At 65.5% G+C, this 25,990-nt stretch carries 24 protein-coding genes and 3 tRNA genes; 16 read left to right on the top strand and 11 right to left on the bottom strand.

Annotated features, from left to right (window positions below):
- Positions 1–8: 8 nt before the first annotated feature.
- The 4 genes from DSM104443_RS08530 to DSM104443_RS08545 form a co-directional block, all read right to left on the bottom strand.
- The gene (locus DSM104443_RS08530) at positions 9–953 is read right to left on the bottom strand and encodes a 2-hydroxyacid dehydrogenase (protein WP_171091269.1); all 945 of its coding nucleotides are present in this window, start codon (positions 951–953) and stop codon (positions 9–11) included.
- Positions 950–1,999 carry an Ldh family oxidoreductase gene (locus tag DSM104443_RS08535; protein WP_171091271.1) on the bottom strand — a complete coding sequence of 350 codons (1,050 nt, stop codon included), beginning with the start codon at positions 1,997–1,999 and terminating at the stop codon, positions 950–952. The genes DSM104443_RS08530 and DSM104443_RS08535 overlap by 4 nt, the downstream gene beginning before the upstream one ends.
- On the bottom strand, positions 1,996–2,850 hold the full coding sequence (locus tag DSM104443_RS08540; RefSeq protein WP_171091273.1) for a fumarylacetoacetate hydrolase family protein: 855 nt from the start codon (positions 2,848–2,850) through the stop codon (positions 1,996–1,998). The genes DSM104443_RS08535 and DSM104443_RS08540 overlap by 4 nt, the downstream gene beginning before the upstream one ends.
- 118 nt (positions 2,851–2,968) lie before the next feature.
- The gene (locus tag DSM104443_RS08545; RefSeq protein WP_171091275.1) at positions 2,969–3,709 is read right to left on the bottom strand and encodes an SDR family oxidoreductase; all 741 of its coding nucleotides are present in this window, start codon (positions 3,707–3,709) and stop codon (positions 2,969–2,971) included.
- 109 nt (positions 3,710–3,818) lie between these two features.
- On the opposite strand from DSM104443_RS08545, the gene DSM104443_RS08550 reads away from it, so the two are divergent.
- The 8 genes from DSM104443_RS08550 to DSM104443_RS08585 all read left to right on the top strand — a co-directional run bounded on the left by DSM104443_RS08550 (position 3,819) and on the right by DSM104443_RS08585 (position 13,030).
- Positions 3,819–4,562, top strand: coding sequence for a FadR/GntR family transcriptional regulator (locus tag DSM104443_RS08550; RefSeq protein WP_171091277.1), 744 nt, complete (start codon positions 3,819–3,821; stop codon positions 4,560–4,562).
- The gene (locus DSM104443_RS08555) at positions 4,531–5,094 is read left to right on the top strand and encodes a TRAP transporter small permease (protein WP_171091278.1); all 564 of its coding nucleotides are present in this window, start codon (positions 4,531–4,533) and stop codon (positions 5,092–5,094) included. The genes DSM104443_RS08550 and DSM104443_RS08555 overlap by 32 nt, the downstream gene beginning before the upstream one ends.
- Positions 5,094–6,497 (top strand): TRAP transporter large permease, encoded by a 1,404-nt coding sequence (locus DSM104443_RS08560; RefSeq protein WP_212757050.1) that lies wholly within the window; start codon positions 5,094–5,096, stop codon positions 6,495–6,497. The genes DSM104443_RS08555 and DSM104443_RS08560 overlap by 1 nt, the downstream gene beginning before the upstream one ends.
- Positions 6,498–6,507: 10 nt before the next feature.
- A complete protein-coding gene (locus tag DSM104443_RS08565) occupies positions 6,508–8,031 on the top strand; it encodes a UxaA family hydrolase (RefSeq protein ID WP_171091281.1) in 1,524 nt (507 codons plus the stop codon).
- Between the two features lie 79 nt (positions 8,032–8,110).
- Entirely contained in the window at positions 8,111–9,082 is a 972-nt protein-coding gene (locus DSM104443_RS08570; RefSeq protein ID WP_171091283.1) for a sialic acid TRAP transporter substrate-binding protein SiaP, read from the top strand.
- Positions 9,083–9,134: 52 nt separating this feature from the next.
- On the top strand, positions 9,135–10,010 hold the full coding sequence (locus DSM104443_RS08575; RefSeq protein ID WP_171091285.1) for a type II secretion system protein: 876 nt from the start codon (positions 9,135–9,137) through the stop codon (positions 10,008–10,010).
- A 60-nt stretch (positions 10,011–10,070) separates the two neighbouring features.
- A complete protein-coding gene (locus DSM104443_RS08580; protein ID WP_171091287.1) occupies positions 10,071–11,432 on the top strand; it encodes a hypothetical protein in 1,362 nt (453 codons plus the stop codon).
- A 65-nt stretch (positions 11,433–11,497) separates the two neighbouring features.
- Positions 11,498–13,030 (top strand): amidase, encoded by a 1,533-nt coding sequence (locus tag DSM104443_RS08585; protein WP_212757052.1) that lies wholly within the window; start codon positions 11,498–11,500, stop codon positions 13,028–13,030.
- A gap of 7 nt (positions 13,031–13,037) precedes the next feature.
- On the opposite strand, the gene DSM104443_RS08590 is transcribed toward DSM104443_RS08585, so the two are convergent.
- On the bottom strand, positions 13,038–14,021 hold the full coding sequence (locus DSM104443_RS08590; RefSeq protein WP_171091291.1) for an alpha/beta fold hydrolase: 984 nt from the start codon (positions 14,019–14,021) through the stop codon (positions 13,038–13,040).
- A 95-nt stretch (positions 14,022–14,116) separates the two neighbouring features.
- Here DSM104443_RS08590 and DSM104443_RS08595 point away from each other — a divergent pair, with 95 nt between their 5' ends.
- Complete coding sequence (locus DSM104443_RS08595; RefSeq protein ID WP_171091293.1) at positions 14,117–14,707, top strand: CGNR zinc finger domain-containing protein; 591 nt, start codon at positions 14,117–14,119, stop codon at positions 14,705–14,707.
- Positions 14,708–14,744: 37 nt separating this feature from the next.
- Here DSM104443_RS08595 and DSM104443_RS08600 read toward each other — a convergent pair.
- A tRNA-Val gene (locus DSM104443_RS08600) sits at positions 14,745–14,819 on the bottom strand.
- A 114-nt stretch (positions 14,820–14,933) separates the two neighbouring features.
- Here DSM104443_RS08600 and DSM104443_RS08605 point away from each other — a divergent pair.
- The 6 genes from DSM104443_RS08605 (at position 14,934) to DSM104443_RS08630 (ending at position 18,761) form a co-directional block, all read left to right on the top strand.
- Positions 14,934–15,707 (top strand): hypothetical protein, encoded by a 774-nt coding sequence (locus DSM104443_RS08605; protein ID WP_171091295.1) that lies wholly within the window; start codon positions 14,934–14,936, stop codon positions 15,705–15,707.
- Positions 15,708–15,709: 2 nt separating this feature from the next.
- Positions 15,710–17,092 (top strand): glutamate--tRNA ligase, encoded by a 1,383-nt coding sequence (gltX, locus tag DSM104443_RS08610; protein ID WP_171091297.1) that lies wholly within the window; start codon positions 15,710–15,712, stop codon positions 17,090–17,092.
- A gap of 43 nt (positions 17,093–17,135) precedes the next feature.
- Positions 17,136–17,211: transfer RNA gene (locus DSM104443_RS08615), tRNA-Ala, on the top strand.
- 43 nt (positions 17,212–17,254) lie between these two features.
- Positions 17,255–17,330, top strand: a tRNA-Glu gene (locus tag DSM104443_RS08620).
- Between the two features lie 42 nt (positions 17,331–17,372).
- Positions 17,373–18,065: a chromophore lyase CpcT/CpeT gene (locus DSM104443_RS08625; RefSeq protein WP_171091299.1), complete on the top strand. Its 693-nt coding sequence runs from the start codon at positions 17,373–17,375 to the stop codon at positions 18,063–18,065.
- Positions 18,066–18,143: 78 nt separating this feature from the next.
- Positions 18,144–18,761, top strand: coding sequence for a lytic transglycosylase domain-containing protein (locus DSM104443_RS08630; protein WP_171091301.1), 618 nt, complete (start codon positions 18,144–18,146; stop codon positions 18,759–18,761).
- Positions 18,762–18,858: 97 nt separating this feature from the next.
- On the opposite strand, the gene DSM104443_RS08635 is transcribed toward DSM104443_RS08630, so the two are convergent.
- From DSM104443_RS08635 to DSM104443_RS08645, 3 genes are all read right to left on the bottom strand, one after another.
- Complete coding sequence (locus DSM104443_RS08635) at positions 18,859–21,945, bottom strand: efflux RND transporter permease subunit (protein ID WP_171091303.1); 3,087 nt, start codon at positions 21,943–21,945, stop codon at positions 18,859–18,861.
- Positions 21,942–23,075 (bottom strand): efflux RND transporter periplasmic adaptor subunit, encoded by a 1,134-nt coding sequence (locus DSM104443_RS08640; protein ID WP_171091305.1) that lies wholly within the window; start codon positions 23,073–23,075, stop codon positions 21,942–21,944. Before DSM104443_RS08640 ends, DSM104443_RS08635 begins: the two co-directional genes overlap by 4 nt.
- A 99-nt stretch (positions 23,076–23,174) precedes the next feature.
- Positions 23,175–23,393: a YdcH family protein gene (locus tag DSM104443_RS08645; protein WP_246232706.1), complete on the bottom strand. Its 219-nt coding sequence runs from the start codon at positions 23,391–23,393 to the stop codon at positions 23,175–23,177.
- Positions 23,394–23,571: 178 nt separating this feature from the next.
- Between DSM104443_RS08645 and DSM104443_RS08650 the strand changes: the two genes are divergently transcribed.
- Positions 23,572–24,492, top strand: coding sequence for an HD domain-containing protein (locus tag DSM104443_RS08650; protein WP_171091307.1), 921 nt, complete (start codon positions 23,572–23,574; stop codon positions 24,490–24,492).
- On the opposite strand, the gene DSM104443_RS08655 is transcribed toward DSM104443_RS08650, so the two are convergent.
- Complete coding sequence (locus DSM104443_RS08655; protein WP_171091309.1) at positions 24,489–25,547, bottom strand: hypothetical protein; 1,059 nt, start codon at positions 25,545–25,547, stop codon at positions 24,489–24,491. The two genes, DSM104443_RS08650 and DSM104443_RS08655, sit on opposite strands and share 4 nt — an antisense overlap.
- Positions 25,548–25,976, bottom strand: coding sequence for a CBS domain-containing protein (locus DSM104443_RS08660; RefSeq protein ID WP_171091310.1), 429 nt, complete (start codon positions 25,974–25,976; stop codon positions 25,548–25,550).
- Positions 25,977–25,990: the final 14 nt, after the last annotated feature.

A 25,990-nucleotide genomic window follows, 5' to 3' on the forward strand; every position in this document is an offset into this window, starting at 1 on the left:
CCCTTTACCTACCCGCTGTAGGGCGTGACGAGCGGCTTGCCGGCGAAGTGCGCGGCGAGGTTGTCGATCACGAGCTGGCCCATGGCTTTCCTCGTGGGATGCGTGGCGCTGCCCACGTGCGGCTGCACCACGACGTTCTCCAACGCGAGCAGCTCTTCCGGGACTTTCGGCTCCTTGTCGAAGACGTCCAGCCCGGCGGCACCCAGCTTGCCGGACTTGAGCACCTCGATCATCGCCGTCTCGTCGATCAGCGAGCCGCGCGCGATGTTCACGATCACGCCCTCCGGACCTAGAGCCTCCAACACCTGTCGGCTCACGATGCCGCGCGTCTCCGGCCCACCCGGAGCGGCGACGATGAGGATGTCCACGTCCTTCGCCATCGAGAGCAGGTCGGCGTAGTAGGGATAGGGCACGCCGGATTGCTTGGAGCGCCCCTGGTAGGCCACCTTCACGTTGAAAGCCTCGAGGCGCTTGGCGATCGCCTTGCCGATGCGGCCGAGTCCCAGGATGCCCGCCGTCTTGCCGTACTGCAGGCTCGCGGTGAGCGGCATCGGCCCTTTGAGCCATTTGCCGTCTCGCACGTAGCGATCGCCTTGCGGGACGCGCCGGATGGCCGCAAGCAGGATCGCCAGCGTGAGGTCCGCGACTTCTTCGGTGAGCACATCGGGTGTGTTGGTGAGCGTGAGGCCGCGGCGCTTCACCGCATCGACGTCCACGGAATCCACGCCGACGCCGAAATGCGCGATGACCTTGAGCTTCGGCAGCTTGCCCATCGTCGCGTCGTCGATGCCCTTGCCGCCGGTCGAGCCGACGGCCGTGATCTTGTCCGCGACGGACGCGAGGAACGCATCGCAGTCGGTCGCTTCCCAGAGCTTGTGGAGGGTGTAGGTCTCGTCGAGCACCTTCTGTGTCGGCGGGTACATCGGGCCCATCTGGAGGAGGTCGGGTTTCATGCGGCTTCTGCGTGAGTGAGGGGTTGGAGGCCGAGCTTCTCGGACCAGGCATTCATGTCGGCGAGCGCGGCCGGCTCGATGGGGATGCCGTCGGAACGGCGGCGGTGCTCTTCCTGCAGCTCCGGCTCGCCCGGGAAGAGGATTTCGCCTTCGCCGCGGAGCTCGTTGATCATCATCTCGGCCGTGCCTTCCATCGTCGCGGCGCCGGCGAAGCGCTTCGGGTCGATGGCGATCAGCAGGTGGCCGAGCTTGCGGGGCTTGTCGAGTTCCTCGTACATCTTGGTGACGTGCGGCCCGTAGGTCATGCCGTTCAGCATGCCGCAGAGGAGCTCGATCATGAACGCGAGGCCGTAGCCCTTGTAGCCATACGTTTCGCCGCCCAGGGGGATCAGCGCCTCGGCCTTGTGCGGATCGGTGGTGGGCTCGCCCTTCGCGTCGATGGTGAGGCCCGGCTCGAGCGGCACGTTTTCGATGCGAGCATTCAACACCTTGTTCCACGCGACCTGGGCGGTGGCCATGTCGAGGCAGATGGGCTCGCCTTGGGTGCGCGGGAAGGCGATGGAGAGGGGATTGGTGCCGAAGAACTTGGCCTTGCCCCCGTGCGGTGCCACGACGGAGCTGGAGTGCGTCATCGCGATGCCGATCAGCTTGGCGCGCGCGGCGGTGCGTGTGTAGAGGCCCATCGCTCCGCAATGGCTCGAATCCGAGACGCCGACGACACCCACGCCGTTGGCGCGCGCCATCTCCATCGCGACTTCCATCGCGCGCATGGCGTGGATGATGCCGAGCCCATCCATGCCATCGAGCTGCGCGGTGACGGGGCCGGTGCGCCTCACCATCGGCTCCGCTTTCGCGTCGATGGAGCCCATCGTGAGGCGGCGCAGGTAATGGGTGAGGCGAAGGATGCCGTGGGAATCGACGCCCCAGAGGCTCGTCTGCACGAGCGAGCCGCCGACGAGCTGCGCGTCGGCCTCGGAGCAGCCGACGGCCTGCAGGCAGTCCACGGCCCACTGCGTGAGCCGCGTGTGCGGGACCCGCGTGCTCACTTGCCGGGGTACGCGACGACGCGCTGGCGTTGGTCGCCGAGCCCGTCGATGCCGAGCGTCACCACGTCGCCGGGCTTGAGCCAGATCGGCGCGGGCTTCATGCCCAGGCCCACGCCGGGGGGCGTGCCGGTGGTGATGATGTCGCCGGGCAGCAGCGTCATGAAGTGGCTGATGTACGAGACGAGGTGCGCGCAGCCGAAGATCATCGTCTTGGTGTTGCCGCGCTGGCGTTTCTCGCCGTTCACGTCGAGCCACATGCCGAGCGTCTGCGGGTCGGTGATCTCGTCGGTGGTGACGAGGTAGGGGCCGACGGGGCCGAAGGTATCGCAGCCCTTGCCGCGGTCCCACTGGCTGCCGCGCTCGAGCTGGAAGTCGCGCTCGGACACGTCGTTGATCGTGCAGTAGCCGGCGACGTAATCGAGCGCCTTGCTCTCCGGCACGTACTGCGCCTTGGTGCCGATCACGATGCCGAGCTCCACTTCCCAGTCCAGCTTGGTGGAGTTCTTCGGCTGGATGATGTCGTCATTGGGGCCACAGAGCGACGTCGTGGCCTTCATGAAGAGGATCGGTTCCTTCGGGATCGGCATGTTCGATTCCGCCGCGTGGTCCGTGTAGTTCAGGCCCACGGCGACGAACTTGCTCACGCCCGCGTACGGGACGCCCAGGCGCGGCTTCGACTTCACGATCGGGAGCGTCTCGGGCTTCAGGCGGGCGATGCGCGCGAGGTTCTTGGGCGCCAGCATCGCGTCGTCGATCTGCACGATGACCTTCGAGAGGTCGCGGATGTTGCCCTGGTCGTCCAGCAGGCCCGGCTTTTCGCGGCCCGAGGGGCCGTATCTGAGTAGTTTCACGCTTCGCTCTCCTCTAAGGGCGACATCCACGGATAAACACAGATAAACACGGATTCAGCTTCGAGGCACATCCGTGTGTATCCGTGTTTATCCGTGGATATTGCCTTTGATCTTGTAGTTAAAGACTCATGCCGCCATCGACGAAAACCGCCTGTCCGGTCATGAAGGACGATTCTTCGGAGACGAGGTAGACGAAAGTTTCCGCGATTTCCTCCGCCGTGGCCAGCCGTCCCATGGGTTGGCGCGCTATGAAGTCTTTTCGCGCTTGCGCGGGATCGGCGAACGCGTTAATGCGGTCGCCGAGCGAGGGCGTATCCACGGTGCCGGGGCAGACGCAATTCACGCGGATGCCTTGCTTCACGTGGTCGATCGCCAGCGCCCGCGTGAAGCCGGCGACGGCCGCCTTGCTGGCCGCGTAGGCGAGGCGGTTGGGGGCGGCTTTCTCGGTGCCGAGCACGGAGGCCATGTTGAGGATGACGCCGCCGCCCTTGTCGATCATCCGGGGCAGCATCGCCTTGGTCATGACGAACATGCTGCGCACGTTGAGGTTGAAGCTGCGGTCCCAGTCGGCGAGCGTGCAGTCGAGCAGCGACCCCTGGTGCACCCAGCCCGCGCAGTTGAAGAGGATGTTCACGGCGCCGGTCTTCTCGGCGAAGGCGTTCACGGCCTTTTCGTCCAGCATGTCGAGGACGGTCGTGCGGATGCCGTCCTTGCCCTCGATCTCCTTCAGGAGGCCGGCATTGATGTCGGTTGCGATGACTTGGGCGCCTTCGCGGGCGAAGGCGAGGGCGGCAGCGCGCCCCATGCCCGCGGCGGCGGCAGTGACGAGGGCGAGTTTGCCCTTGAGACGGTCGGCCATGGTGGGTATCCGGTAGCTGTGGTTTCCGAGAGGCGCCGCATTGCTTGACAGGGTCTGGTGCCCCGTGGAGACTGCGACGGAATTGGCCTGACCACTTTACCAGATTCACATGCCCATTCAAGCCGTCGAGAGCCGCCGCCTCTACCGCCAGATCGCGGACCAGATCTCCGAGCTCATCGATTCGGGCGAGTACCTGCGTGGTGCGCGCCTGCCCCCGGAGCGCGACCTCGCCAAGCAGCTCGGCGTGAGCCGGCCCTCGGTGCGCGAGGCCCTGATCGCGCTCGAGGTCGAAGGCTACGTCGAAGTGCGCGTGGGCTCGGGCGTGTACGTCACCGACAATCGCCGCACCGCCACGGTGAGCCCCGGCCTGCCCGAGGATTCCGGTCCGTTCGAGCTGATTCGCGCGCGCTGGATCATCGAGAGCGAATGCGCCGCGCTGGCCGCGAAACATGCGACGAAGGCCCAGCTGCGCGCCATCGAGGAGTCGCTCGAGGCGATGGAGCGCGACAAGGGCGACAACAAGATGCCGCTCGACAACGACCGCCTGTTCCACCTGCGGATCGCCGAGGCGAGCGGCAACAGCGCGCTGGCGCTCGTGGTGCAGACCTTGTGGGACCAGCGCATGGGGCCGCTCTTCCTGCGCCTCGAGCACCACTTCGACACACCCGGGCTTTGGGAAGTCGCCATCCGCGAGCATCGCGAGGTGGTGCAGGCGATCATCAAGAAAAATCCGGCGGCCGCACGCACCGCGATGCGCCGCCACATGGACCATGCCGCGAAGCGCTTCTCCGCGAGCTGGTCCCAATCCCGACGGAGGGGAAATGAGCGAAGAACCGCAGGAGCACGTTCTTGACGAGAAGGGCGAGTTCCACGTCGTCGACGAGCCCATCGACATCTCGCACTACCGCTTCGAGGACTGGCTCGCGTTCGCGATCTTCTGGGTGCTCGCGATCGTCATCTTCTACCAGTTCTTCACGCGCTACGCGCTGAACGATTCCGCCTCCTGGACCGAGGAGATCGCGCGCTACCTGCTGGTGGCCACGGTGTTCATCGGCGCCGCGGTCAACGTGCGGAAGAACAACCATATCCAGGTGGATTTCTTCTACCGCTTCATGCCGCACGCCATGAACCGCGCGCTCTCGACGCTCGTCGATGCCTTGCGCTTCCTGTTCCTCGCCTACTGCGTCTACCTCACCATTTTCCTCATGACCAAGATCGGAAGCCAGCGCATGGCGATCATCGATTGGCCCATCGGCATCCTCTACGGCTTCGTCGCCTTCGGCTTCGCGCTCATGGCGTGGCGCTCGGCCGGCGTCGCCTTTGCCAACTGGAAGCGCGGTGCCTCGGTGCTGGAACGGCCCGAGCTCGCGGACGAGGCCCGCTGATGGGACCGATCAGCTTCAAACTGCTGTTCCTGGGGCTCATGGCCTCGGGCATTCCCGTCGCCATCGCGATGGCCGGAGCCTCGCTCGTCTACGTGATGGTCTCGGGCAATATTCCCGACTACGTGGTGATCCACCGCATGGTGGGCGGGCTGGATTCCTTTCCCCTGCTCGCCGTGCCGTTCTTCATCCTCGCCGGCAACCTGATGAACTCGGCGGGCATCACCAACCGCATCTACAACTTCGCGCTCGGCCTCGTGGGCTGGATGCGCGGCGGCCTCGGGCACGTGAACGTCGTGGGCTCGGTGATCTTCGCGGGGATGTCGGGCACGGCGATCGCGGATGCCGCGGGCCTGGGCACGATCGAGATCAAGGCGATGACCGAGCACGGGTACTCGAAGGAGTTCTCCGTCGGCGTAACAGCCGCCTCGGCGACGCTGGGCCCGATCATCCCGCCGTCGCTGCCGTTTGTGATCTACGCGCTGTTCGCCAACGTGTCGGTGGGCGCGCTCTTCCTCGCGGGCATCCTGCCGGGCCTGGTGATGGCGATCCTGATGATGATCACGGTCGCCTACTACGCGCACAAGAACAAATGGGGCGCGGACATTCCCTTCCAGTGGCCCCGCGTGCTGCGCGCGTTCGGCGAGCTCACGATCGCGCTCGGCTGGCCGGCTGCGATCTGGGCCGTGGTCGAGATGGGCGCCGACGCCCAGTGGACGGTGCTCGCCGGGTTGATCGTGCTCTTCGCCGCCGACTGGAAGTTCAAGTTCCAGGCCGTGCTCCCGATCATGACGCCGGTGCTGTTGATCGGCGGCATGACGACGGGCATCTTCACCGCGACCGAAGGCGCCATCGCCGCCTGCGTGTGGGCGCTCTTCCTCGGCGTGGTCTGGTATCGCACGATGAAGCTGAAGATGCTGGTGAAGGTCTCGATGGACACGATCGAGACTACGGCCGCCGTCCTCTTCATCGTGGCGGCCGCGTCCATCTTCGGCTGGATGCTCACAGCGACGCGCACCACCGAGCTCATCGCCACGTGGGTGCTCTCGGTCACCTCGACGCCGTGGGGCTTCCTGCTGCTCGCCAACCTGCTCATGCTCTTCGTGGGCTGCTTCCTCGAGCCCACGGCGGCGATCACGATCCTGGTGCCGATCCTGCTGCCGATCGTGCGCCAGCTCGGCATCGATCCCGTCCACTTCGGCCTGGTGATGGTGCTGAACCTCATGATCGGGTTGCTCCATCCACCCATGGGCCTCGTGCTCTTCGTGTTGGCGAGGGTGGCCAAACTCTCTGTGGAACGCACTACCATGGCGATATTGCCGTGGCTGGTGCCGCTGCTGATCAGCCTCGCGCTGGTGACCTACGTTCCCCAGATCAGCCTGTGGCTGCCCAACGCCATGAAGTGAGGGATCCATCATGCTTCGTGAAACGCCGCTCTATCTCCGACTCAATCCCGCCGACGACGTCGTCATCGCCTGCCGCGAGCTCGAGGCCGGCACCAACCTGCTGAAGGAAGGCGTGATCGTCGCCGAGCGCATCCCCGCCGGCCACAAGGTCGCCACGAAGGCGATCGCCAAGGACGCGCCGGTGCATCGCTACAACCAGGTGATCGGCTTCGCCACGCGGCCGATCGCGGCCGGCGCCCACGTGCATGTGCACAACCTCGAGGTGCGCGACTTCGCCCGCGACTACGCGTTTGGCGAGGTGTACCAGCCGACGCAGTTCGCGAATCCGCCGGCCACGTTCCAGGGGATCGTGCGGGCCGACGGGCGCGTAGCCACGCGCAACTACATCGGCATCCTCTCCACGGTGAACTGCAGCGCCACCGTCGCGAAGTACGTGGCCGAGCAGTTCCGCGGCGATGCGCTCAAGGAGTTTCCGAACGTCGATGGCGTCGTGCCCCTGGTGCACACCACGGGCTGCGGCATGGGCTCGACGGGCGAGGGCATCGACATCCTCCGCCGCACGCTCGCGGGCTATGCGCGGCATGCAAACTTTGCGGGTGTATTGATCATCGGCCTCGGCTGCGAAGCGAACCAGATGGACGCGCTCGTCTTCACGCAGGGGCTCGAGGCGGGACCGCTGCTCTCGACGATGACAATCCAGGATTCCGGCGGTACCGCGAAGGCCGTGGCCGAGGGCGTGCGCCGGGTGAAGGAGATGCTGCCGCGCGCCAACCAGGTGTCGCGCACGACGGTGCCGGCGAGCCACATCACGGTGGGCCTGCAGTGCGGCGGTTCCGATGGCTACTCGGGCATCACGGCCAATCCTGCTCTCGGTGCTGCCGTTGACCTCCTCGTGAGGAACGGCGGTACCGCGATCCTCTCCGAGACGCCCGAGATCTACGGTGCCGAACACCTGCTGACGCGTCGCGCGGTGAGCAAGGCGGTGGGACAGAAGATCGTCGACCGCATCCACTGGTGGGAGGAGTACACGGCCCGCGAGAAGGGCGAAATGAACAACAACCCTTCGCCGGGCAACAAGGCGGGCGGGCTCACGACGATCCTCGAGAAGTCGCTCGGCGCCGTGGCGAAGGGCGGCACGACGGGCCTGATGGATGTCTACGAGTACGCGAAGCCGGTGACCGCGAAGGGGTTCGTCTTCATGGACACGCCCGGCTACGACCCCGTGTCCGCGACCGGGCAGGTGGCGGGCGGCGCGAACCTCATCTGCTTCACGACGGGGCGCGGGTCGGTCTACGGATGCAAGCCTTCGCCGTCGCTCAAGCTCGCGACCAACACGCCGATGTTCCAGAGGATGGAAGACGACATGGACATCAACTGCGGGGAGATCCTCGACGGGTCCCTGTCGGTGCAGGAGGCGGGTGCAAGGATTTTTGCGCTGATGCTGGAGACGGCTTCCGGGAAGCCCAGCAAGAGCGAGATGCATGGCTTTGGAGCGGATGAGTTCGTGCCGTGGCAGCTTGGCGCGGTGATGTAGGTCAAAAGCTTGAACACAGAGGACACAGAGGGAACACAGAGGGACACAGAGAAGGCATAAGACAACGGAGGAGAGAGAAATGAACAAATTCGTGAAGGGGGTACTGACGGCAGCGATCGTCGGGCTCGCATCGGGCGCGGCGATGGCGCAGACGAAGCTCAAGTGGGCGCACGTGTACGAGACCAGCGAGCCGTACCACACGGCCGCGGTGTGGGCGGGCGGCGAGATCGCCAAGCGCACCAACAACCGCTACCAGGTCGAGGTGTTCCCGGCGTCCTCGCTCGGCAAGGAGACGGACATCAACCAGGGCCTCACGCTCGGCACCGTGGACATCATCTACACGGGCCAGCTCTTCGCCGGCCGCGCGTACGGACCGATCGCCATCGGCGGCGCGCCGTACATGTTCCGCGACTTCGCGCACTGGAAGGCGTTCTCCACGTCCCCGCTCTTCACGGAGCTTGCGGATGGGTATCTCGCCAAGGCGAAGAACAAGGTGGTCGCGATCACGTACTACGGCGAGCGCCACGTGACCTCGAACAAGGCGATCAACAAGCCCGAGGACATGAAGGCCCTGAAGATCCGCGTTCCCGACGCGCCGCTCTACACGATGTTCCCGCGCGCGGTGGGCGCGAACCCGACGCCGATCGCCTTCGCCGAGGTCTACCTCGCGCTGCAGAACGGCACGGTCGACGCGCAGGAAAACCCGCTGCCGACGATCGATGCGAAGAAGTTCTACGAGGTGCAGAAGTTCATCGTGCTGACCGGCCACATCACCGACGCGCTGCTCACCATCGTCGCGGGCGGCACCTGGAGCAAGCTCTCCGACGGCGACAAGAAGGTGTTCGAGGAGGTGCTGCGCGAGGCGGCCGCCAAGGCCACCGCCGAGATCGTCGACTCCGAGAAGAAGCTCGTGGCCGAGTTCGAGAAGCGCGGGAAGACGGTCGCCAAGGTGAACCGCGGGCCGTTCCGGGAAGCCACGGCCAAGCTGCACAACGGCCCGGATGCGACGTGGGATAAGGCCACTTACGACAAACTTCAGGCAATCAAGTAGTTAGGGGCCTTCCTCCAGTAGAATCCCGGCTATGAGACAGCCGGGATTTTTTTTGCCCAGACAGCGTGGATTCACGCTGATCGAGATCGCGATTGTCATTGCGATCATGGGCTTCCTGCTCGTCCTCCTGGTCGGCATCTCGTCGAGCCTCATCGGACAGCAACGGCGGGAGGCGACGCGGCAGCGCATCACCGGGGTGGAAACCGCCCTCGCGTTGTATGTCTCGCAGAACCAACGCTTGCCGTGCCCCGCAGACGGATCGTTGTCTCCGACAGACGCAAACCTGGGCCTCGAGGTCCGGACCGGCGCTTCGCCGAACTTCACGTGCAATCTCGGCGGTGCCAACGGACAGGCCAATGGCGTCGTGCCGTGGCGGACGATCGGCCTCGCCGAAGCGGACGTGACGGACGGATGGGGAACGCGCCTCACCTATCGGGTGGCGGGTGCGTTCGTCGGCGCGGGTTCGATGAACATGGTGAGCTGCGATCCGGGGGGCACGTCCGTGGCCGCGGCCCTCGCGGCCGCCACGGGTTACTGCAATGCCGCCTGCACGACACCATTCGTCATCGCGAACTGCACGCCGCCCGGCAACGTGACCGCCACGCGCGGCATCGAGGTCCGTAACCTCGCCGGTACGAAGATCATGGATCCCGCGTTAGCGGCGAATACGGGCGCCGCGTACGTCGTCATCAGCCACGGTGAAAATCGCGCGGGCGGCTTCGACACGCAAAGCGTGGTGCAGGCTGCGGCGGGCATAGCGTCCGGCACGGAAGAAGCCAAGAACGCCGCGAACCTCACGTTGCAGCTCTACTACGTCGACGACTTCCCGGCCTATGCGGCGGGCACGAGCCATTTCGACGACTTCGTGCTGCGCCCCACGATCCTCACCGTCGCGACGAAAGCACAGCTCGGCCCGCGGGCCCACTGAATGTCGAGCCGCCCGGCCCACCGAGCGCGACAATCGGGAGTCTCCGGTGCCGCGATCCTCGTGGCGCTTGCACTGCTGGGCGTTGCATTCCTGATCGTGCGGGGCATTTCGGGAACCGAGTCGACGGCAGGCAGCGAGGTCGACACCCGCAAGAAACTGCAGAAGGTCTCCGAGGCATTGGTGCGCTTCGCCGTCGAGAACCGCCGCCTTCCTTGCAGCGCGCAGGGCACGGTCGACACCGGTGATGCCGCGCCCACGGGTGCCGCCGCGGCCTGCACCGACAGTGCCGGCGTCGTACCCTGGAGGACGCTCGGCCTCGCGCAGGAAGATGCGCTCGATGGCTGGGGCCGCAAGATTTCCTATCGCGTGTATTCGGGTATCACCGGCTACACGCAGGTGAACGGGTTCACCGCGACCGATTGCAATGCGGACATTGCCGTTTCGATGGGTGCCTTGGCTGCGGGCGGACTCTGCAATACCGGACACACGAATACGGCCGGGGACTTCACGGCTGGCAAGGGCTTCCCGGTCAACGACCAAGGCACGGTCCGAACCGGTGTCGCGTTCGCGCTCATCAGCCACGGTGCGACCGGATTTGGGGCGTACCTGCCACAAGGCGGCCGCATGACCGTGCCAACAGGAGGGGGGCAGGAGTCCTCCAACGCAACGGGAACCGCGCCTTACTTCGTCGCTTCGCATTCGGCAGCAGGCGTGCCTCCTGCCGACTCCACGCATTTCGATGACGTCGTTGTGTACAAGCTCCAGAACGATCTCGTGAACGACACACGCCTGATCGCGCGCAAATGGGGCGCGTCCCCGGGCACGTTGGCGTCCCAATCGTTCACGCGGGCCGTACTCGATGCATTGCCCGGCCTCCCGGGGTCGAACAACTTGGGAACGAACGCGATCGACTTCGGCGCCTTCACGATCACGGCTGGCATTTCGGGGCGTAATCTCTCCTCGGGTGTGCTGGCAACGGGGGAAGGCATCGGGACGATCCTCACGGGTGGCACGACATCGTCGGCGACCACGCTCTCCAGCTCCGCCAATGAATCGCTGAGGATCACCTTCGATCCACCCGGCCAACCTCGCTCGCTCGGCATCATGATCACGGACTTGTCGCGGCTGTCGGCGTCCAATTCGGAACGCGTGCGTTTTACGTTCTATTCGGGCGGGTCGCTGTTCGCGACGATCATCAAGGACCAGTGCATCAGCGGTCACGTGCAGGCGAACTACGCCCTGGATCCCGGTGCGACCTTCGACCGCGTGGACGTGGCACCGATCTCGACGACCACCGGCGGGGGCGCCTCGACGATCCTCCTGGGCGCGCTCCAGGCCTGTACCGCGGACATCACTCCCGGCCTTTGTGTCGTGCCCGCAACGCCCACCGGGGCACGAAATCCTGCCAACGATTGCCCATGAAGCGACGCGATTTCATCCAGCTTGCAGGCGTCCTCGGTGCGGGCGCGATTCCAGGAGGCTTGACCATGGCTGCCACCGACGGCAAGGGAGCGGCGTTCGACGTCGCCGAGAAGAGCGTCGCCGAACTCCAGTCGGCAATGGCCTCGGGCCACATCACTTCGCAGGCGCTGGTGCGAGCCTATGTCGCCCGCATCAAGCTGATCGACACCTCGGGCCCGCGCATCAACTCCGTGATCGAGCTGAATCCCGATGCGCTCGCCATCGCTGCTGCACTCGACAAGGAGCGGCGAGAGAAGGGCTCGCGAGGTCCGATGCACGGCATTCCGGTGCTGATCAAGGACAACATCGCGACCGGCGACAAGATGCAGACGACGGCGGGTTCGCTGGCTCTGGTCGGCGTGAAGCCGCCGCACGACGCGTTCATCGTCGACAAGCTGCGCAATGCGGGCGCGGTCATCCTCGGCAAGACAAACCTTTCGGAGTGGGCCAATTTCCGCTCCACGCGATCGACCTCGGGCTGGAGCGGGCGTGGCGGGCTCACGCGCAATCCCTATGCGCTCGACCGCAACACGAGCGGGTCCTCCTCAGGATCCGGCGCTTCGATGGCTGCGAGCCTGGCCACGGTGGCCGTCGGAACCGAGACGGATGGATCCATCACTTCACCGTGCAACGCGAACGGGTTGGTCGGCATCAAGCCCACGCTCGGGCTCGTGAGCCGCACGGGCATCGTCCCGATCGCGCATTCGCAGGACACCGCTGGGCCGATGACGCGCACGGTCGCGGACGCCGCGGCGCTTCTCACCGCGCTCGCCGGGCCCGATCCGCTGGACGACATCACGTCGGCCGGCGCATCGCATGCCGTGGACTTCACCCGCTTCCTCGACCGTGGCGGTTTGCAGGGCGCGCGTCTTGGCGTGGTTCGCGCGCAGTTCGGCGGCCGCAACGATCTCGCCTCGACCGTCATCGAATCGCAGCTGAAGGAGCTGGAGGCCAACGGTGCCGTGCTCGTCGACGTGGAAATGCCCAACAACGGCAAGTTCGGCGCGACCGAGCTCGAGGTCCTGTACTACGAGATGAAGGACGACATGGCGCAGTACCTCAAGCACTTCGCGCCGAGCTCGCCGTTCAAGTCGCTGCAGGACTTGATCGACTTCAACGTGAAGAACGCCGACCGCGAGCTGAAGTACTTCGGACAGGAGCACTTCATCAAGTCCGCGGCGAAGGGCGGGCTCGACTCGAAGGAATACGTCGACGCGCTCGCGAACAACCATCGCTACTCGCGCACCGAGGGCATCGACAAGGTGATGGACGAGAACAAGCTCGATGCGCTCGTGGCGCCCACGGGTGCCCCGGCGTGGATCACCGACTTCATTCGGGGCGACAACAGCGGTGGCGGCTTCACGTCGCCCGCAGCGGTGGCGGGCTATCCGCACATTACGGTGCCTGCGGGCTTCGTCCAGGGCCTGCCTTGCGGAATCTCGTTCGTGGGCCGCGCGTGGAGCGAGCCGAAGCTGATCGCGATCGCGTTTGCCTACGAGCAGGCAACGCGCCGGCGCCGCGCACCGACCTATCCGAAGTCGGTGAACGCGAGCGCCTAGACGGGCGTCAACGCTGGGGCAGCTTGCGGTCCAGGAAGCTGCGCATCAACGCCGCGATGCGATCGCCCTGGTCCTCCAGCGCGAAGTGGCCCGTGTCGAGCAGGTGGAGCTCGGCATCCGGAATGTCGCGCAGGTAGGGCCGGGCGCCTTCCGCCGGGAAGATGGCGTCGTTCTTGCCCCACACGATCAGCGTCGGCGGCCGGCGCTCGCGGAAGAAGGCCTGGAAGCGCGGATAGAGCGCCACGTTCGTCCCGTAGTCCTTGAAGAGGTCGAGCATGATCTCGTCGACGCCGGGCCGATCCAGGAGCGCCTGGTCGTGCACCCAGTTGTCCGGGTCGACACGCGAGGGATCGCGAACGCCATCCACGTACTGTCCCCGCGTCGCCGCGAGCGTGAGGCCCGCGCGCAACGGCTCGCGCCGCTCCGGCGTTCCCTCCGCCCAGTACGCCTTCAGCGGTTTCCAGAAGTCGCGCAGACCTTCCTCGTACGCATTGCCGTTTTGCACGACGAGCGCCGTCACGGCTTCCGGATGCTTCAGGGCGAGGCGATATCCCACGGGCGCGCCGTAGTCCTGGACATACAGCGCGTAGCGCTTCGCTCCGAGCTGCTGAAGGAGCCCGTCAACGAGGTCGGCGTAGCGCGCGAAGGTGTACGCGAACTCCTTCCGATCCGGCGTGGCGCTCTGGCCAAAGCCCGGGTAGTCGGGCGCGATCACGTGATAGCGATCCGAAAGGGCAGGGATGAGGTTCCGGTACATGCGCGATGAAGTCGGGAATCCGTGGAGCAGGACGACGACCGGCGCACCCGGTGGGCCCGCCTCGCGATAAAAGATATCGACGCCGTCCACCTTGGCCGTGCGATGGCGAGTGACGGCGAAATCGGGACGCAGGGCGGATGAGGCGGCCCGTGCATCGGCAGGCGCGGCCGAAAGGGTGGGACTGAAGGCGACAAGCATCGAGGCGAGGGTTGCGGCGGGCAGGAAGCGCGGCATGGCTGTTCTCCGTGTAACCAATGAAAATGGAAAATACAGGTTATGGCCCTGGCGGTAACTTGTCAACCCGTTGTTGAATGGTTACCATGCTTGCCATGGAACCCCTCTTCATCGGCAGCCACGTCGCCGCCGACTTCCTCAACACCACGCTGACCCCGCGCGGGGAGGCGATCGAGCTCATCGGTGACGGCGCTTCGTTCGTCGCGTGGCTGGTCAAGGCACAGCTCCTCGATGGCGAGGAGGCCGCACGGCTGCGGCGCCGGTTCGGCGTTGCAGCGCTGGATGGAACGGCGGCCGAGGCTCGCAAGCTGCGGCGATGGGCGGGGGATTGGTTGGGTCGCTGGCGCGAGTCGCCGCGCGCCAGCTACGAAGCCGAGCTGCGGCGCTTGAATGAGCTGCTTGGGCGCGCGTCGAGCTTCCGGGAGCTGTCCGTCACGAAGGACGGCCCGCGTCTCGTCGAGCGCATGACCATCGGCGAGCCTGGCGACCTGTTGGGACTCGTTGCGCTGGAGATCGCGAAACTGGTTGCGCAGGAGGAACCTGCGTTACTCAAGCGATGCGCGGGGGCCGAATGCACGCTGTGGTTCCTGGACCGGACCAAGGCCCATCGCCGCGTGTTCTGCAGCGCTTCGGCCTGCGGCAACCGCGCGAAGGTCGCCGCGTTTCGCGAACGCCAGCGCGGCTAGGAAACGCCGGGCGCCACACGCTGGGGAACAAGGATTTTGGTGGGTCGTACTGGGATCGAACCAGTGGCCCCTGCCGTGTGAAGGCAGTGCTCTACCGCTGAGCTAACGACCCTTGAAAGGATTGTGATTTTCTCATGCGTGGGAGGGTCGGGTCAACGCGCGCCTGCGGTAGAATTCCGGCTGGCAGAGCGCCCCGTTCGAGGCGCCAACTTTCAGGAGACTACCGATGATCAAGCGTATCTTCGCCGCGGCGGTCCTGGCCGTCGCCGCTACCTCGGCTTCCGCCACCACCGTCACCCGTGACTACAGCGATGCCTGGAACACCACGAACGAATCGGGCTGGGGCCTGGGCGTGGTCCAGCAGGGCAGCATCATTTTCGCGACGCTCTATGTGCAGGGGCAGGATTCCGCGCCGATCTGGTATGTCGGGTCGAACCTGGTCCACCAGGGCGGCGGAATCTTCAGCGGCGAGCTCTTCCGGATAACCGGTTCGTACTTCGGGGGTCCCTTCAACCAGGCCAACACCGTTGCTACCCAGGTCGGCACGATGGTCTTCACCGGCACGGGCGTGAACTCCGCGACGCTCACCTACTCGGTGAACGGCGTCGTGGTGAACAAGACGCTCTCGCGCCTTTCCTTTCGCACGGAGAACATCGCGGGCCAATACGTCGGCGCCACGGTCGGCGCGTTCTCCGGATGCGGCTCGGGCAACGGGCCTTTCGAGTCCAACGCCAGCTACACGGTCACGCAGACCGAAAGCGGCGCAGCGACGATCTTCGAATTCGGCAGCAATTACACGTGCACGTACCAGGGCTCGTACGTGCAGACCGGCCGCTACGGCACGCTCACCGGCACGGGCCAGTGCAGCAACCAGCCCGGCGTCCAGCAGACGTTCAACGCGACCGAGCTGTTGGTCTCGCCCGAAGGCCTCACCGCCCGTCTCGATTCCGGCGTGAGCACCTGCCGCTTCAACGGCCGCTTCGGCGGCGTGCGCCGGTAAGGATGACGGTCCGGACCCGCTTCGCACCCAGTCCCACCGGCTACCTGCATCTCGGCGGCGCCCGGACCGCGCTCTACAACTGGGCGTACGCGCGCCGCCACGGCGGCGTCTTCCTGCTGCGCATCGAGGACACGGACCTCGAGCGCTCCACGCAGGCGTCCGTTCAGGCGATCTTCGATGCGATGGAATGGCTCGGCCTCGACTACGACGAGGGCCCCTTCTACCAGATGCAGCGCCTGTCGCGGTATCGCGAGATCGCGGAGCAGTTGCTGCGCGACGGCAAGGCGTACTACGCGTACGAGACCAAGGAAGAGCTGGACGCGATGCGCGAGGCTCAGTCGGCACGCGGCGAGAAGCCGCGCTACGACCGCCGCTGGAGAGAATCGAAGGAAACGCCGCCCGCGGGCCGCCCCGGCGTGCTGCGCCTGAAGAACCCGATCTCTGGCGACGTCACGTGGGACGACGTCGTGAAGGGCCCCATCTCGATCTCCAACGACGAGCTGGATGATCTCGTGTTGATCCGCGCCGACGGGGTGCCGACGTACAACTTCGGCGTGGTGATCGACGACGTCGACATGGCGATGACCCACGTGATCCGCGGCGACGACCACGTGAACAACACGCCGCGCCAGATCAATGTCTACCGCGCGATGGGTGCCGACATCCCGAAGTTCGGCCACGTGCCGATGATCCTGGGCTCCGACGGCCAGCGCCTGTCGAAGCGGCACGGCGCCGTGAACGTCATGCAGTACCGCGACGATGGCTTCCTCGGTGATGCGATGGTGAACTACCTCGCGCGCCTCGGCTGGTCGCACGGCGACGACGAGGTCTTCTCGCGCGAGCAGCTCGTGGAGTGGTTCGACTTCGCGCACGTGAGCCGCTCGCCCGCGCGCTGGGATCCGGAAAAGCTCACGTGGATGAACGGCGAGTACCTGAAGCGCGTGCCGGATGCGGAGCTCGCCGCGAATCTGGAGCGCGCGAAGCCCGAGGTCTACAAGTTCGTCGCGTCGGTGATGGATCCGGTGAAGATGACGGCCGCGGGGCGGGCGAAATTCCAGCTCGTCACCGACCAGGAGCGCTTCCTGATGGCGATGGCCGAGCCTGCGCACCCCGATGCGGCGGCGGCCGAGCATCTTGGTGAGGCCGGGAAGGGCGTGTTGAAGGAGGTCCTTACCCGGTTGAGCGCGCTTCCGGAGTGGACGGCGCCCGCGATCGGCGCCGCGCTGAAGGAGACGGTGGGCGCCCTCAAGGTGAAGATGCCCCAGGTGATGATGCCGTTCCGCGCGGCCCTCACCGGCGTCACGCAGACCCCCGCCATCGACGCGATCGCGGGCGCGCTGCACAAGGAAGTGGTCATCGCCCGCCTCCAGAAGGCGGTCGCGTGATTCGACTCGGAGGCGAGTTTCCTCTATAATCTTCGGCTTGTTTGGGGGTATAGCTCAGCTGGGAGAGCGCTTGCATGGCATGCAAGAGGTCATCGGTTCGATCCCGTTTACCTCCACCAACAAAATGACAAGGAACCGGAAGCGAAAGCTTCCGGTTTTCATGTCCCCATCGTCTAGAGGCCTAGGACACCGCCCTTTCACGGCGATAACCGGGGTTCGAATCCCCGTGGGGACGCCAATTCAGCCCGCTGACAAGCGGGCTTTTTCTTTGGAGCGACGCATGAGTCGAGCCTTGAGCTTTGCCGCGGCCCTGATCCTTGCCGCGTGTGCGACGGCTACTCCGCCGGGCACGACCGCCACGACTGCCACGGCGTCCGATCCCTTCCCGACCCGCGGTGACCAGCGCTCGAGGGAGCTCTTCGTGAGCTACCTGCTGGGCACCTTCGAATCGATTCCACAGGTCACTACCGCGGGCGGCGGAGACTCGTCGCGCGTGACCCTGCGAGTGGTCCCCGTCTGGACCGAGCGGGCTGGCGAGACCTGGCTGTACCAGGAGTATTCGATCCGGGGCCAGGAGGGTGGCCCGTACCTGCAGCGCCTCTTCCGCGTGGGCGATACCGGAGACGGCGTCCTGCTGGCCGAATACACCCTGCCGGGAGATGGGTCGCGCTACTTCGGCGCCTGGCAGGACCCGAAATCGGCCTTTGCCTTTCTCGATCCGAAATCCCTGCGCGAGATCCCGAACTGCCGCATGACGGTCGCCGACCAGAGCACGATCGTCTTTGCCGGGGGCACGATCGGCAAGGCCTGCCGGGCACACGTTCCGGAGGGTGCCTACGAGGTCTCCTCCCTGTCCCTGTCCTCGGCCACCCTGCGGATCTGGGACCGGGGCTACGACGCCGCGGGCAAGGTCGTCTGGGGCTCGGCGATCGGGCCCCTGGAAATGCGCCGGATGTCGTCGCGGGCCCAGTAGGTCAATTCCTACAAAAATACAATTAAAACAGGGGGCTAGCTTGCCAGCCCCCGGCGGGTTGCTATAATGCCCCCACACATGAAGGACATCTCCTACATCCTGGCGGGCGCTATTCTGACAAGCGCCCTTTTCGCCCCGGCGGTCGCCCGTGCGGATATCTACACGTTCACCGACGATAAGGGGATAAAGCACTACACCAACCTCCCCGCCCTCGATCGGCGCTACAAGCTGGCGTGGAAGGAAGGCCCCCGGGCTACGTGGACTGCCACGAACACCTACATGCCCTCCGAGGCGGAGATCGCCCGGTACAAGACCATCGTCGACGTCGCCAGCCGTACCCACGGCGTGGAGGACTCCTTGGTCCACGCAGTCATTACGGCCGAATCCGCCTACAACCCGAAGGCCGTTTCCAAGGCCGGGGCGCAGGGGATCATGCAGCTCATGCCGGGCACCGCCAAGCGCTACGGCGTCAGCAATTCGATGGACCCCGCCGAGAACATCCAGGGCGGCGTGAAGTACCTCAAGTTCCTCCTGACGCTCTTCAACGGGAACAAGGAACTGGCGATTGCCGGCTACAACGCAGGCGAGAACGCCGTGATCCGCAACGGAAACCGCATTCCCCCCTATGCAGAGACCACGGCCTACGTGCCGAAGGTCATGGAGTACTACCGCAAATTCGAAGCCCGAAAAGGGTAAGAGTCCCCCAACCCCATGGAGGACGAAGGGCCGCGAAAGCGGCCCTTTTTCTTTGTGCAGGCGACAGAGGTCGAAGAAAAAGTAGCTGACCCCGATTTCAGTCGGCGGGCGCGTGGGCGGAGGTGTTGCCCGCACGGTCCTCGGCCAGGCGTTCGTCGAATGTCTTGTGCTTGCGCGCAAGCAGCGTGTAGGCCGTAGGCACGACGAAGAGGGTGAGGAGGGTGCCCAGCAGCATGCCGCCCACGATCACCCAGCCGATCTGCTGGCGAGATTCCGCGCCCGCGCCGGTGGCGAAGGCGAGCGGCACCGCGCCCAGCACCATGGCGCCCGTGGTCATGAGGATGGGCCGCAGGCGCAGCACGGCGGCTTCCTCGACGGCCTCGATCACGCTCTTGCCCTGGGACTGGATCTGGTTGGCGAACTCCACGATCAGGATGCCGTGCTTGGTGATGAGGCCCACGAGAGTCACGAGCCCGATCTTGCTGTAGATGTTGAGCGTGCCCCCGGCGAGCCAGAGTGCCAGGAGGGCCCCCGTCATCGCGAGCGGCACCGTGAGCATGATGATGAACGGGTCGATGAAGCTCTCGAACTGCGCGGCCAGCACGAGGAAGATGAAGGCGAGCGCCAGCAGGAAGACAAAGTAGATCTCCGTCGAGGAATCGCGGAATTCGCGCGAGACGCCGTTCAGGTCCGTGTTCACGGTGACCGGCATCGATTTCTTCGCGGCCTCTTGCATGGCGTTCAAGGCATCGCCCAGCGGGTAACCCGGTGCCAGCGTCGCGGTGATCGTAGCCGAGCGGATGCGGTTGAAGTGGTTCAGGTTCTTCGGCGCCACGCCCTCGCGCACGATGACGAGGTTGGAGAGCTGGATCATCTCGTTGTTCTTGCCGCGCACGTAGATGTCCGAGATGCCGGTGGGGGAACGGCGGTCGGCGTCCGCGACCTGCACGATCACGTCGTACTGCTCGCCGTCCTTCTTGAAGCGCGTGACCTGCCGGCCGCCCAGCATCGTCTCGAGCGTGCGACCCACGGCATCCACCGAGGCTCCCACGTCGCTGATCTTCTCGCGGTTCACGCTCACCTTGAGCTCGGGCTTGTCCAGGCGAAGGTCGGAATCCAGGTTCTGCAGGCCGGGCGTCTTCGAGGCTTCGAGGATGATCGCGTCCACGTACTTCTGCAGCACCTCGAAGGGCGCCTGCGACATCACGACGAACTCCACCGGTCGGCTGCGCGGCGACTGGCCGAGCGAGGGCGTGTTGGTGGGGAAGGCGCGCACGCCGGGGATCTTCTGGAACTCGGGCATCAACGCGGTGGTGATGTCCTGCTGCGAGCGTTTGCGTTCGTTCCACGGTGCCAGGCGCGCGATCGCGATGCCGTCGGCCACCGTGGGGAAGCCCGCCAGCGCGTTGAACTTGATCGTCTCGGGAACGGTACGGTAGATGTCCTCGACCTTCTTCAGGTTCTCGGCCGTGAAGCGCACCGTGGCGCCTTCCGGGGCGGAGACGAATCCAAACACTGCGCCGCGATCCTCGATCGGTGACAGCTCGCTTCGGAGCGTGAGGGCGAGAACGACGCTGAGGCAGCCCACGAAGAGCGCCGCCCCGAGCACGTAGGCGCGATGGTGCAGGGCGCGGTCCAGCAGGCGCTTGTAGCCCTCGATGAGGTTACGGAACCAGCGCTCGGTCATGTTGTAGAAGCGGCCGTGCTTGGTCTCGTGCTTGAGGAGCTTCGAGCACATCATCGGCGAGAGCGTGAGGGCGACGAAGCCCGACACCAGCACGGCTCCGGCGAGCGCGAGCGCGAACTCGATGAAGAGCCGTCCGGTGCGCCCCGTCTGGAACGCGAGCGGCGCGAACACGGCGGCGAGCGTGATCGTCATCGCGATCACCGCGAACGCGATCTCGCGGGCGCCCAGCAGCGCGGCGTCGAGGCGCGACATGCCTTCCTCGAGGTGGCGGTAGATGTTCTCCAGCACCACGATCGCGTCGTCCACCACGAGGCCGATGGCGAGCACCATCGCGAGGAGCGTCAGCGTGTTCACGCTGAAGCCGAAGAGGTACATGAACGTGAAAGCGCCGACGAGCGACACGGGGATCGTCACCAGCGGGATCAGCGTGGCGCGGAAATTCCGCAGAAACAGGAAGATCACGATCGCCACCAGCACGACCGCCTCCACGATGGTCTGGAAGACCGCCCGGATCGACTGCTCGATGAAGAGCGACGAGTCGTAGACCACCTCGATCTTCATGTCGACGAGGCTCTTGTTGATCTCGTCGATCTCCTTCCTCACCGCCTTGGAGAGGTCGAGCGGGTTGGCCACCGCCTGCTTGATGACGCCCATGGTCACGGCCGAGTTGCCCATGAAGCGGGCGACCACGCGCTCGTCCACGGGGGCGATCTGCGCGCGGCCGATGTCGCGGATGCGCACCGGATACCCGGCGACATCGCGGATCACGATCGCGTCGAATTGGTCGGGGGTCTGCAGGTCGGTCTGCGAGAGCACGGAGAACTCGCGCTTGTCGCTTTCGATGCGGCCGGCGGGGATCTCGACGTTCTGGCGGCGGAGCGCATCTTCCACGTCCGCGGGCGTGAGGCGATATGCGGCCAGCTTGGCGGGATCGAGCCAGATGCGCATCGAGACCTTGCGCTCGCCGAAGATGCGCACGTCCGCCGCGCCGGGCAGCGTAGACAGGCGCGGCTTGATGTAGCGGTTGGCGTAGTCCGAGACCTCGATCGCCGACTTGCTGGGCGTGGAGATCGCGAGCCACATGATCGGGAAGGAATCGGCTTCGACCTTTGCGATGACCGGTTCGTCGATCGCCTCGGGCAGGCGCGCGCGCACGCGGGCGACCTTGTCGCGCACGTCGGCGGCGGCCGAATCGGGATCGCGCGAGAGCTTGAAGCGCGCGGTGATCTGCGAGGTCTCGGAACGCGAGACCGACGTCATCACGTCCACGCCCTCGATGCCGGCGAGCGAATCCTCCAGCACCTTGGTGATCTGCGACTCGACCACCTCCGCGCTCGCTCCGAGGTAGCGCGTCTCGACCGTGACGACCGGTTCGTCGATGCGCGGGTATTCGCGCACCGAGAGGCGCGAGTACGAGATGAAGCCGATCAGCAGGACGACGATCGAGAGCACCGTCGCGAAGACGGGGCGCTTGATGCAGATCTCGGGCAGCGTCATGACTTGTTGGGCGGCGGCGTTTCGTTGCGGCCGACGGGCGTGGCCGGGGCGGGCGTGTTGGCGACGCGCACGGCGACCCCTTCGCGCAGCTTCATTCCGCCGGCCGTCACCACGACGTCCTCCGGCGTGAGCCCTTCGACGATCTCGACGCGGCCCTCGCGGCGCGCGCCGATCGTGACCTTCTGGCGCAAGGCTTTCGAATCGACGACCTTGTAGACGAACTTCTCGTCGCCGATGGGGAAGAGCGACTCCTCGGGCACCACGATCGTGGGCTTCGATTCGCTCGTGAAGAGCCGCACGCGCGCGAACATGCCCGGGCGCAGGCGCCCGTCCTTGTTGGGGACTTGCGCGCGGATCACGATGGAGCGGCCGTTGGCGTCGATCAGCGGGTTGATCGCGAAGACCTGGCCGTCATAGGCCTTGTCGGGCAGGGCGTCGAGCGTGATCTGCAGCGACTGGCGGTCCTTCACCTGCGTGTGGAAGATCTCGGGCACGCGGAAGTCGACCTTCAGCGGATCGAGCGCCTCGAGGTTCACGATGTCCTGGCCTTCCTTCACGTAGTCGCCCACGCTCACCATGCGCAAGCCGACGGTGCCGGAGAAGGGCGCCTTGATCGTCATCTTCTGCAGCTTCGCCTCGGTGAGCTCGGCATCCGACTGCGCGACGCGGAAGTTGTTTTCGGCTTCGTCCTTCGCCTGGCTCGAGATGAAGCCCTTGGTGCGAAGGTCCTCGGCGCGCTCGAACTTGCTCTTGGAGAGCGTGAGGTTGGCGCGGGCGCGGTCGGAGTCCGCTCGCTGCACCGAATCGTCGAGCTTCACCAGCACGTCGCCCTTCGCGGTGCGCTCGCCCTCGCGGAAGTGGATCGTCGCGACGCGGCCCGCGATCTCCGGACGGACGATGACGGTCTCGTCGGAGCGCAGGCTGCCCACGGCGGTGAGGGCTTGCGGCAGGCTCAGCGAGACGACGCGAGAAGCTTCGACGGCGATGCCGGGAGGCGGCGATCCGGCGGGTGATTTCGCGGGGGCGGCCGCGACGGGAGCGGACCCGCTGCGCGTGCCGGCCCAATAGGCGAGGCCGCCAACGACGGCGATGACGGCGACCAGGGCTCCGGTGGTGACTGCTTTATTCATTCTTCGAGGGCGGCAGGGCAGGAACAATCTGCAATTATCGGGGAAAAACGGGCCCGATCGCCACGCTGCGACGAATTGTTACGGCTTGGGAGGGTACTGCTAGGCGGGGATGTCGGGGACCAGCTGGCGTTGCAACATGAAGATCTGGTCCTTCAACATCAGCTTTCGCTTCTTCAGGCGCTTCAGCTGCAGCTCGTCGTGGAGGGGGTTCAACTCGAGGGCCTCGATCGCTCTGTCCAGGTCCCGGTGCTCCAGGTTCAGCTCGCTGATGCGGCGTTTGATCTCTTCGGTATTGTTCTCCATTGTCATCGTCGCCATAGCTTTGATCCTCCGAAGATCCTTCGAAAACCATACTCCCACGCCACCCCTTTGGCTAGTCTTTCGCGGCGTGCATATTGCGGTTGCATGACGTCCCCAATGCGGTTCAGAATGGGTCACGCTGTTGGGTAGGAATCCCCCAGAAAAACAGTAGTTTAGCGAGAGGCAGCTGGGCGCCATGAACTTCCGTCGCAGCGAATTCGACGTCACGAATCGCATCAACACGACCGACCCCGTGTGCGTGAAGCTCGAGGTCGCCCGCCTCTACGCCCGGCTGTATTCGCGCGAGAAGCCGGCGCCGCTGATGCAGGCCTTCGATGACATCGTGAGCCTCTATCGCGGCGAGTACGAAGGCTACGCCGCGTGCGACACCGACTACCACGATCTCCAGCACGTCCTCGAGGTGACGCTCGCCATGGCGCGCCTGCTCGACGGCTACGAGCACTCGCGCGGCGACGGACCTTCCATCGACGATCGCCTCTTCCAGCTCGGTGTGATCTGCGCGCTGTTCCACGACTGCGGCTACATCCGCAAGCGCGGGGACAAGCGTCATCGCCACGGCGCGGAGTACACCAGCAAGCACGTGTCGCGCGGCGCGCGCTTCCTCAAGGGGTACCTGCCCACCATCGGCATGGAAGAGTTCGCCGACGTCGCGGGCAGCATCGTGCACTTCACCGGCTACGAGCGTCCCGTCGCGACGATCCGCGTTCCCTCGCCGATCTTCAAGCTGATCGGCAGCCTGCTCGGATCGGCCGACATCATCGCGCAGATGTCCGACCGCTGCTATCTCGAGAAATGCCGCGACCGGCTCTTCCCGGAATTCGTCGCGGGCGGCATCACGCGCAAGCAAACGGGCAAGGGCGAAATCGTGGTGTTCGCGTCCGCCGAGGACCTCGTACGCAAGACGCCGTCCTTCTACCAGACCGCGTCGCGCCGCCTCGATACGGATCTGGGCGGCTGCTACCGCTACGCCCAGACGCACTTCGGCGGCAATAATTTGTATATGGACGCGGTGCAGCAGAACGTTCGCTTCGCCGAGCGCCTGGGTGCCGGCGCCCAGATGGCGCTTCGCCGCCAGCCTCCCAGCACCATCAACTAATTCTTTAGCAGGGCCTCCAGGATCGCGCGCTTCGGTGCGCAGCGGGGTTGCTCCCAGCACGCCGTATAGGTCTTCGCGACCTTGTCCTGCGTGTAGAGGCGGATCTCGAACGGCCTCTTCAACATCACGACGTGCACGTAGTTCGCGAACGCCTCGGCGAAATCGTCGCCGGGATGCGTGGCGGAATAGAGCGTCGCGAAGCTCGTCTTCTCCAAGCCCTCGTAGGTGGCGACCATCTGGTCGGCGGGGATCTTCGCGCCGAAGTAGTAGACGATGTCCTTCCGCTGCGGGAAGGCCTTGTCGTAGATCGTCTCGTAGCGCCGCGGCTTGCCGCCCAGCGTCCATGACAACTCGAAGAACGGAAACTCGCGCGTCGAGTGGATTTCGTCGGGCTTGAGGTTCCAGTTGGGATGGTAGGACCCGCCGATCGCGACCACGTGGCCGATCTCGTGCAGCAGGATGTACTGGATCGCGTTCTTGCGGTTGTCGTTGGCCCTGGTCTCGATGGTTTCCTCGAGGCGCTCGTTGGCGCTCGGCTTGAACGGCGTGCTGTCGCGCCACGTGGCCCAGCTGTTCGCCGTGTGCTGCATCAAGACGGTGGGATCCAGCACGATGAACCCGCCGGCCGCCTTGCCCGCTGAATCGATGTACTGGTCCGTGAAGCCGGAGCCGCCCAGGTCGTCCACGAAATAGATGCCTGCGTAGCGCTGGGCGAGCAGCTTCTTCACCGCCTCCGGCATCTCGTCGAACGCGGCGCGCACGTCGGCGACGAACTCGGGCGGCGGCGAACCGATGCGGGGCTTGTTCGGGAATGAATTCGCGATGTTGTCGAACGCGATCAGCTCGACCAACGCGGCCGGTGCCGGGCCGATGCGCTCCCCCACAGGCTTGGCGAGCGCGGCTTTCCAGAACTCGAGTTTCTTGGCCGGATGGTCCCGAAGGCGCTTGAGGGCGCAGGCCTTGTCCCCGCTGGCGCAGGGGATCCGGGGAGCCCCCTCGCCGAAGGCGCCGGTGCAGAAGACCAGCGCGGCAGCAGCGAGGAGGGTGGTTCGCATCTAGTGGGTGGTTTTCACGCCTTCCGAGATGTTTTCAAGCGTATCACCGATGCGCCGGTCGGACCCTTCCTTCACGGCGAGGTCCCCCAGCGACACGATGCCCACCAGCATGTCGAACTCCACGACGGGGAGCCTGCGCACCTGGTGGTGCGCCATCAGCTTGGCCGCGTCGGCCGTGCTCATGTCGGGCGTGGCGGTGATGAGGTTGGTGGAGAGGAACTCGCGCACTGTCTCGCCGTAGTGCTTGCCGTCGGCAATCGCGCGAATCGCAAGATCCCGGTCGGTGACGACACCGACCAGCTTCTGGCCACCGTCGACAACCGGAACAACGCCGGTATCCTCGTCGCGCATCACGACGGCTGCGGCCTGGATGCTGTCGGCCAATTGGACGACCCGGGGGTTCGGGGTCATCACGTCACGGACATTCATGGGTTGTTCCTCCT

This window comes from Usitatibacter rugosus (genome assembly GCF_013003965.1).
In the GTDB taxonomy this organism is placed as follows: Bacteria; Pseudomonadota; Gammaproteobacteria; order Burkholderiales; family Usitatibacteraceae; genus Usitatibacter; species Usitatibacter rugosus.

What these genes read in the sequence shown, in the direction of transcription:
- DSM104443_RS08530 (WP_171091269.1), bottom strand. Translation starts at nt 953, where the DNA reads ATGAAACCCGACCTCCTCCAGATGGGCCCGATGTACCCGCCGACACAG.
- DSM104443_RS08545 (WP_171091275.1), bottom strand. Translation starts at nt 3,709, where the DNA reads ATGGCCGACCGTCTCAAGGGCAAACTCGCCCTCGTCACTGCCGCCGCC.
- DSM104443_RS08550 (WP_171091277.1), top strand. Translation starts at nt 3,819, where the DNA reads ATGCCCATTCAAGCCGTCGAGAGCCGCCGCCTCTACCGCCAGATCGCG.
- DSM104443_RS08555 (WP_171091278.1), top strand. Translation starts at nt 4,531, where the DNA reads ATGAGCGAAGAACCGCAGGAGCACGTTCTTGACGAGAAGGGCGAGTTC.
- DSM104443_RS08560 (WP_212757050.1), top strand. Translation starts at nt 5,094, where the DNA reads ATGGGACCGATCAGCTTCAAACTGCTGTTCCTGGGGCTCATGGCCTCG.
- DSM104443_RS08565 (WP_171091281.1), top strand. Translation starts at nt 6,508, where the DNA reads ATGCTTCGTGAAACGCCGCTCTATCTCCGACTCAATCCCGCCGACGAC.
- DSM104443_RS08570 (WP_171091283.1), top strand. Translation starts at nt 8,111, where the DNA reads ATGAACAAATTCGTGAAGGGGGTACTGACGGCAGCGATCGTCGGGCTC.
- DSM104443_RS08585 (WP_212757052.1), top strand. Translation starts at nt 11,498, where the DNA reads ATGGCTGCCACCGACGGCAAGGGAGCGGCGTTCGACGTCGCCGAGAAG.
- DSM104443_RS08590 (WP_171091291.1), bottom strand. Translation starts at nt 14,021, where the DNA reads ATGCCGCGCTTCCTGCCCGCCGCAACCCTCGCCTCGATGCTTGTCGCC.
- DSM104443_RS08595 (WP_171091293.1), top strand. Translation starts at nt 14,117, where the DNA reads ATGGAACCCCTCTTCATCGGCAGCCACGTCGCCGCCGACTTCCTCAAC.
- DSM104443_RS08605 (WP_171091295.1), top strand. Translation starts at nt 14,934, where the DNA reads ATGATCAAGCGTATCTTCGCCGCGGCGGTCCTGGCCGTCGCCGCTACC.
- gltX (WP_171091297.1), top strand. Translation starts at nt 15,710, where the DNA reads ATGACGGTCCGGACCCGCTTCGCACCCAGTCCCACCGGCTACCTGCAT.
- DSM104443_RS08625 (WP_171091299.1), top strand. Translation starts at nt 17,373, where the DNA reads ATGAGTCGAGCCTTGAGCTTTGCCGCGGCCCTGATCCTTGCCGCGTGT.
- DSM104443_RS08630 (WP_171091301.1), top strand. Translation starts at nt 18,144, where the DNA reads ATGAAGGACATCTCCTACATCCTGGCGGGCGCTATTCTGACAAGCGCC.
- DSM104443_RS08635 (WP_171091303.1), bottom strand. Translation starts at nt 21,945, where the DNA reads ATGACGCTGCCCGAGATCTGCATCAAGCGCCCCGTCTTCGCGACGGTG.
- DSM104443_RS08640 (WP_171091305.1), bottom strand. Translation starts at nt 23,075, where the DNA reads ATGAATAAAGCAGTCACCACCGGAGCCCTGGTCGCCGTCATCGCCGTC.
- DSM104443_RS08645 (WP_246232706.1), bottom strand. Translation starts at nt 23,393, where the DNA reads ATGGCGACGATGACAATGGAGAACAATACCGAAGAGATCAAACGCCGC.
- DSM104443_RS08650 (WP_171091307.1), top strand. Translation starts at nt 23,572, where the DNA reads ATGAACTTCCGTCGCAGCGAATTCGACGTCACGAATCGCATCAACACG.
- DSM104443_RS08655 (WP_171091309.1), bottom strand. Translation starts at nt 25,547, where the DNA reads ATGCGAACCACCCTCCTCGCTGCTGCCGCGCTGGTCTTCTGCACCGGC.
- DSM104443_RS08660 (WP_171091310.1), bottom strand. Translation starts at nt 25,976, where the DNA reads ATGAATGTCCGTGACGTGATGACCCCGAACCCCCGGGTCGTCCAATTG.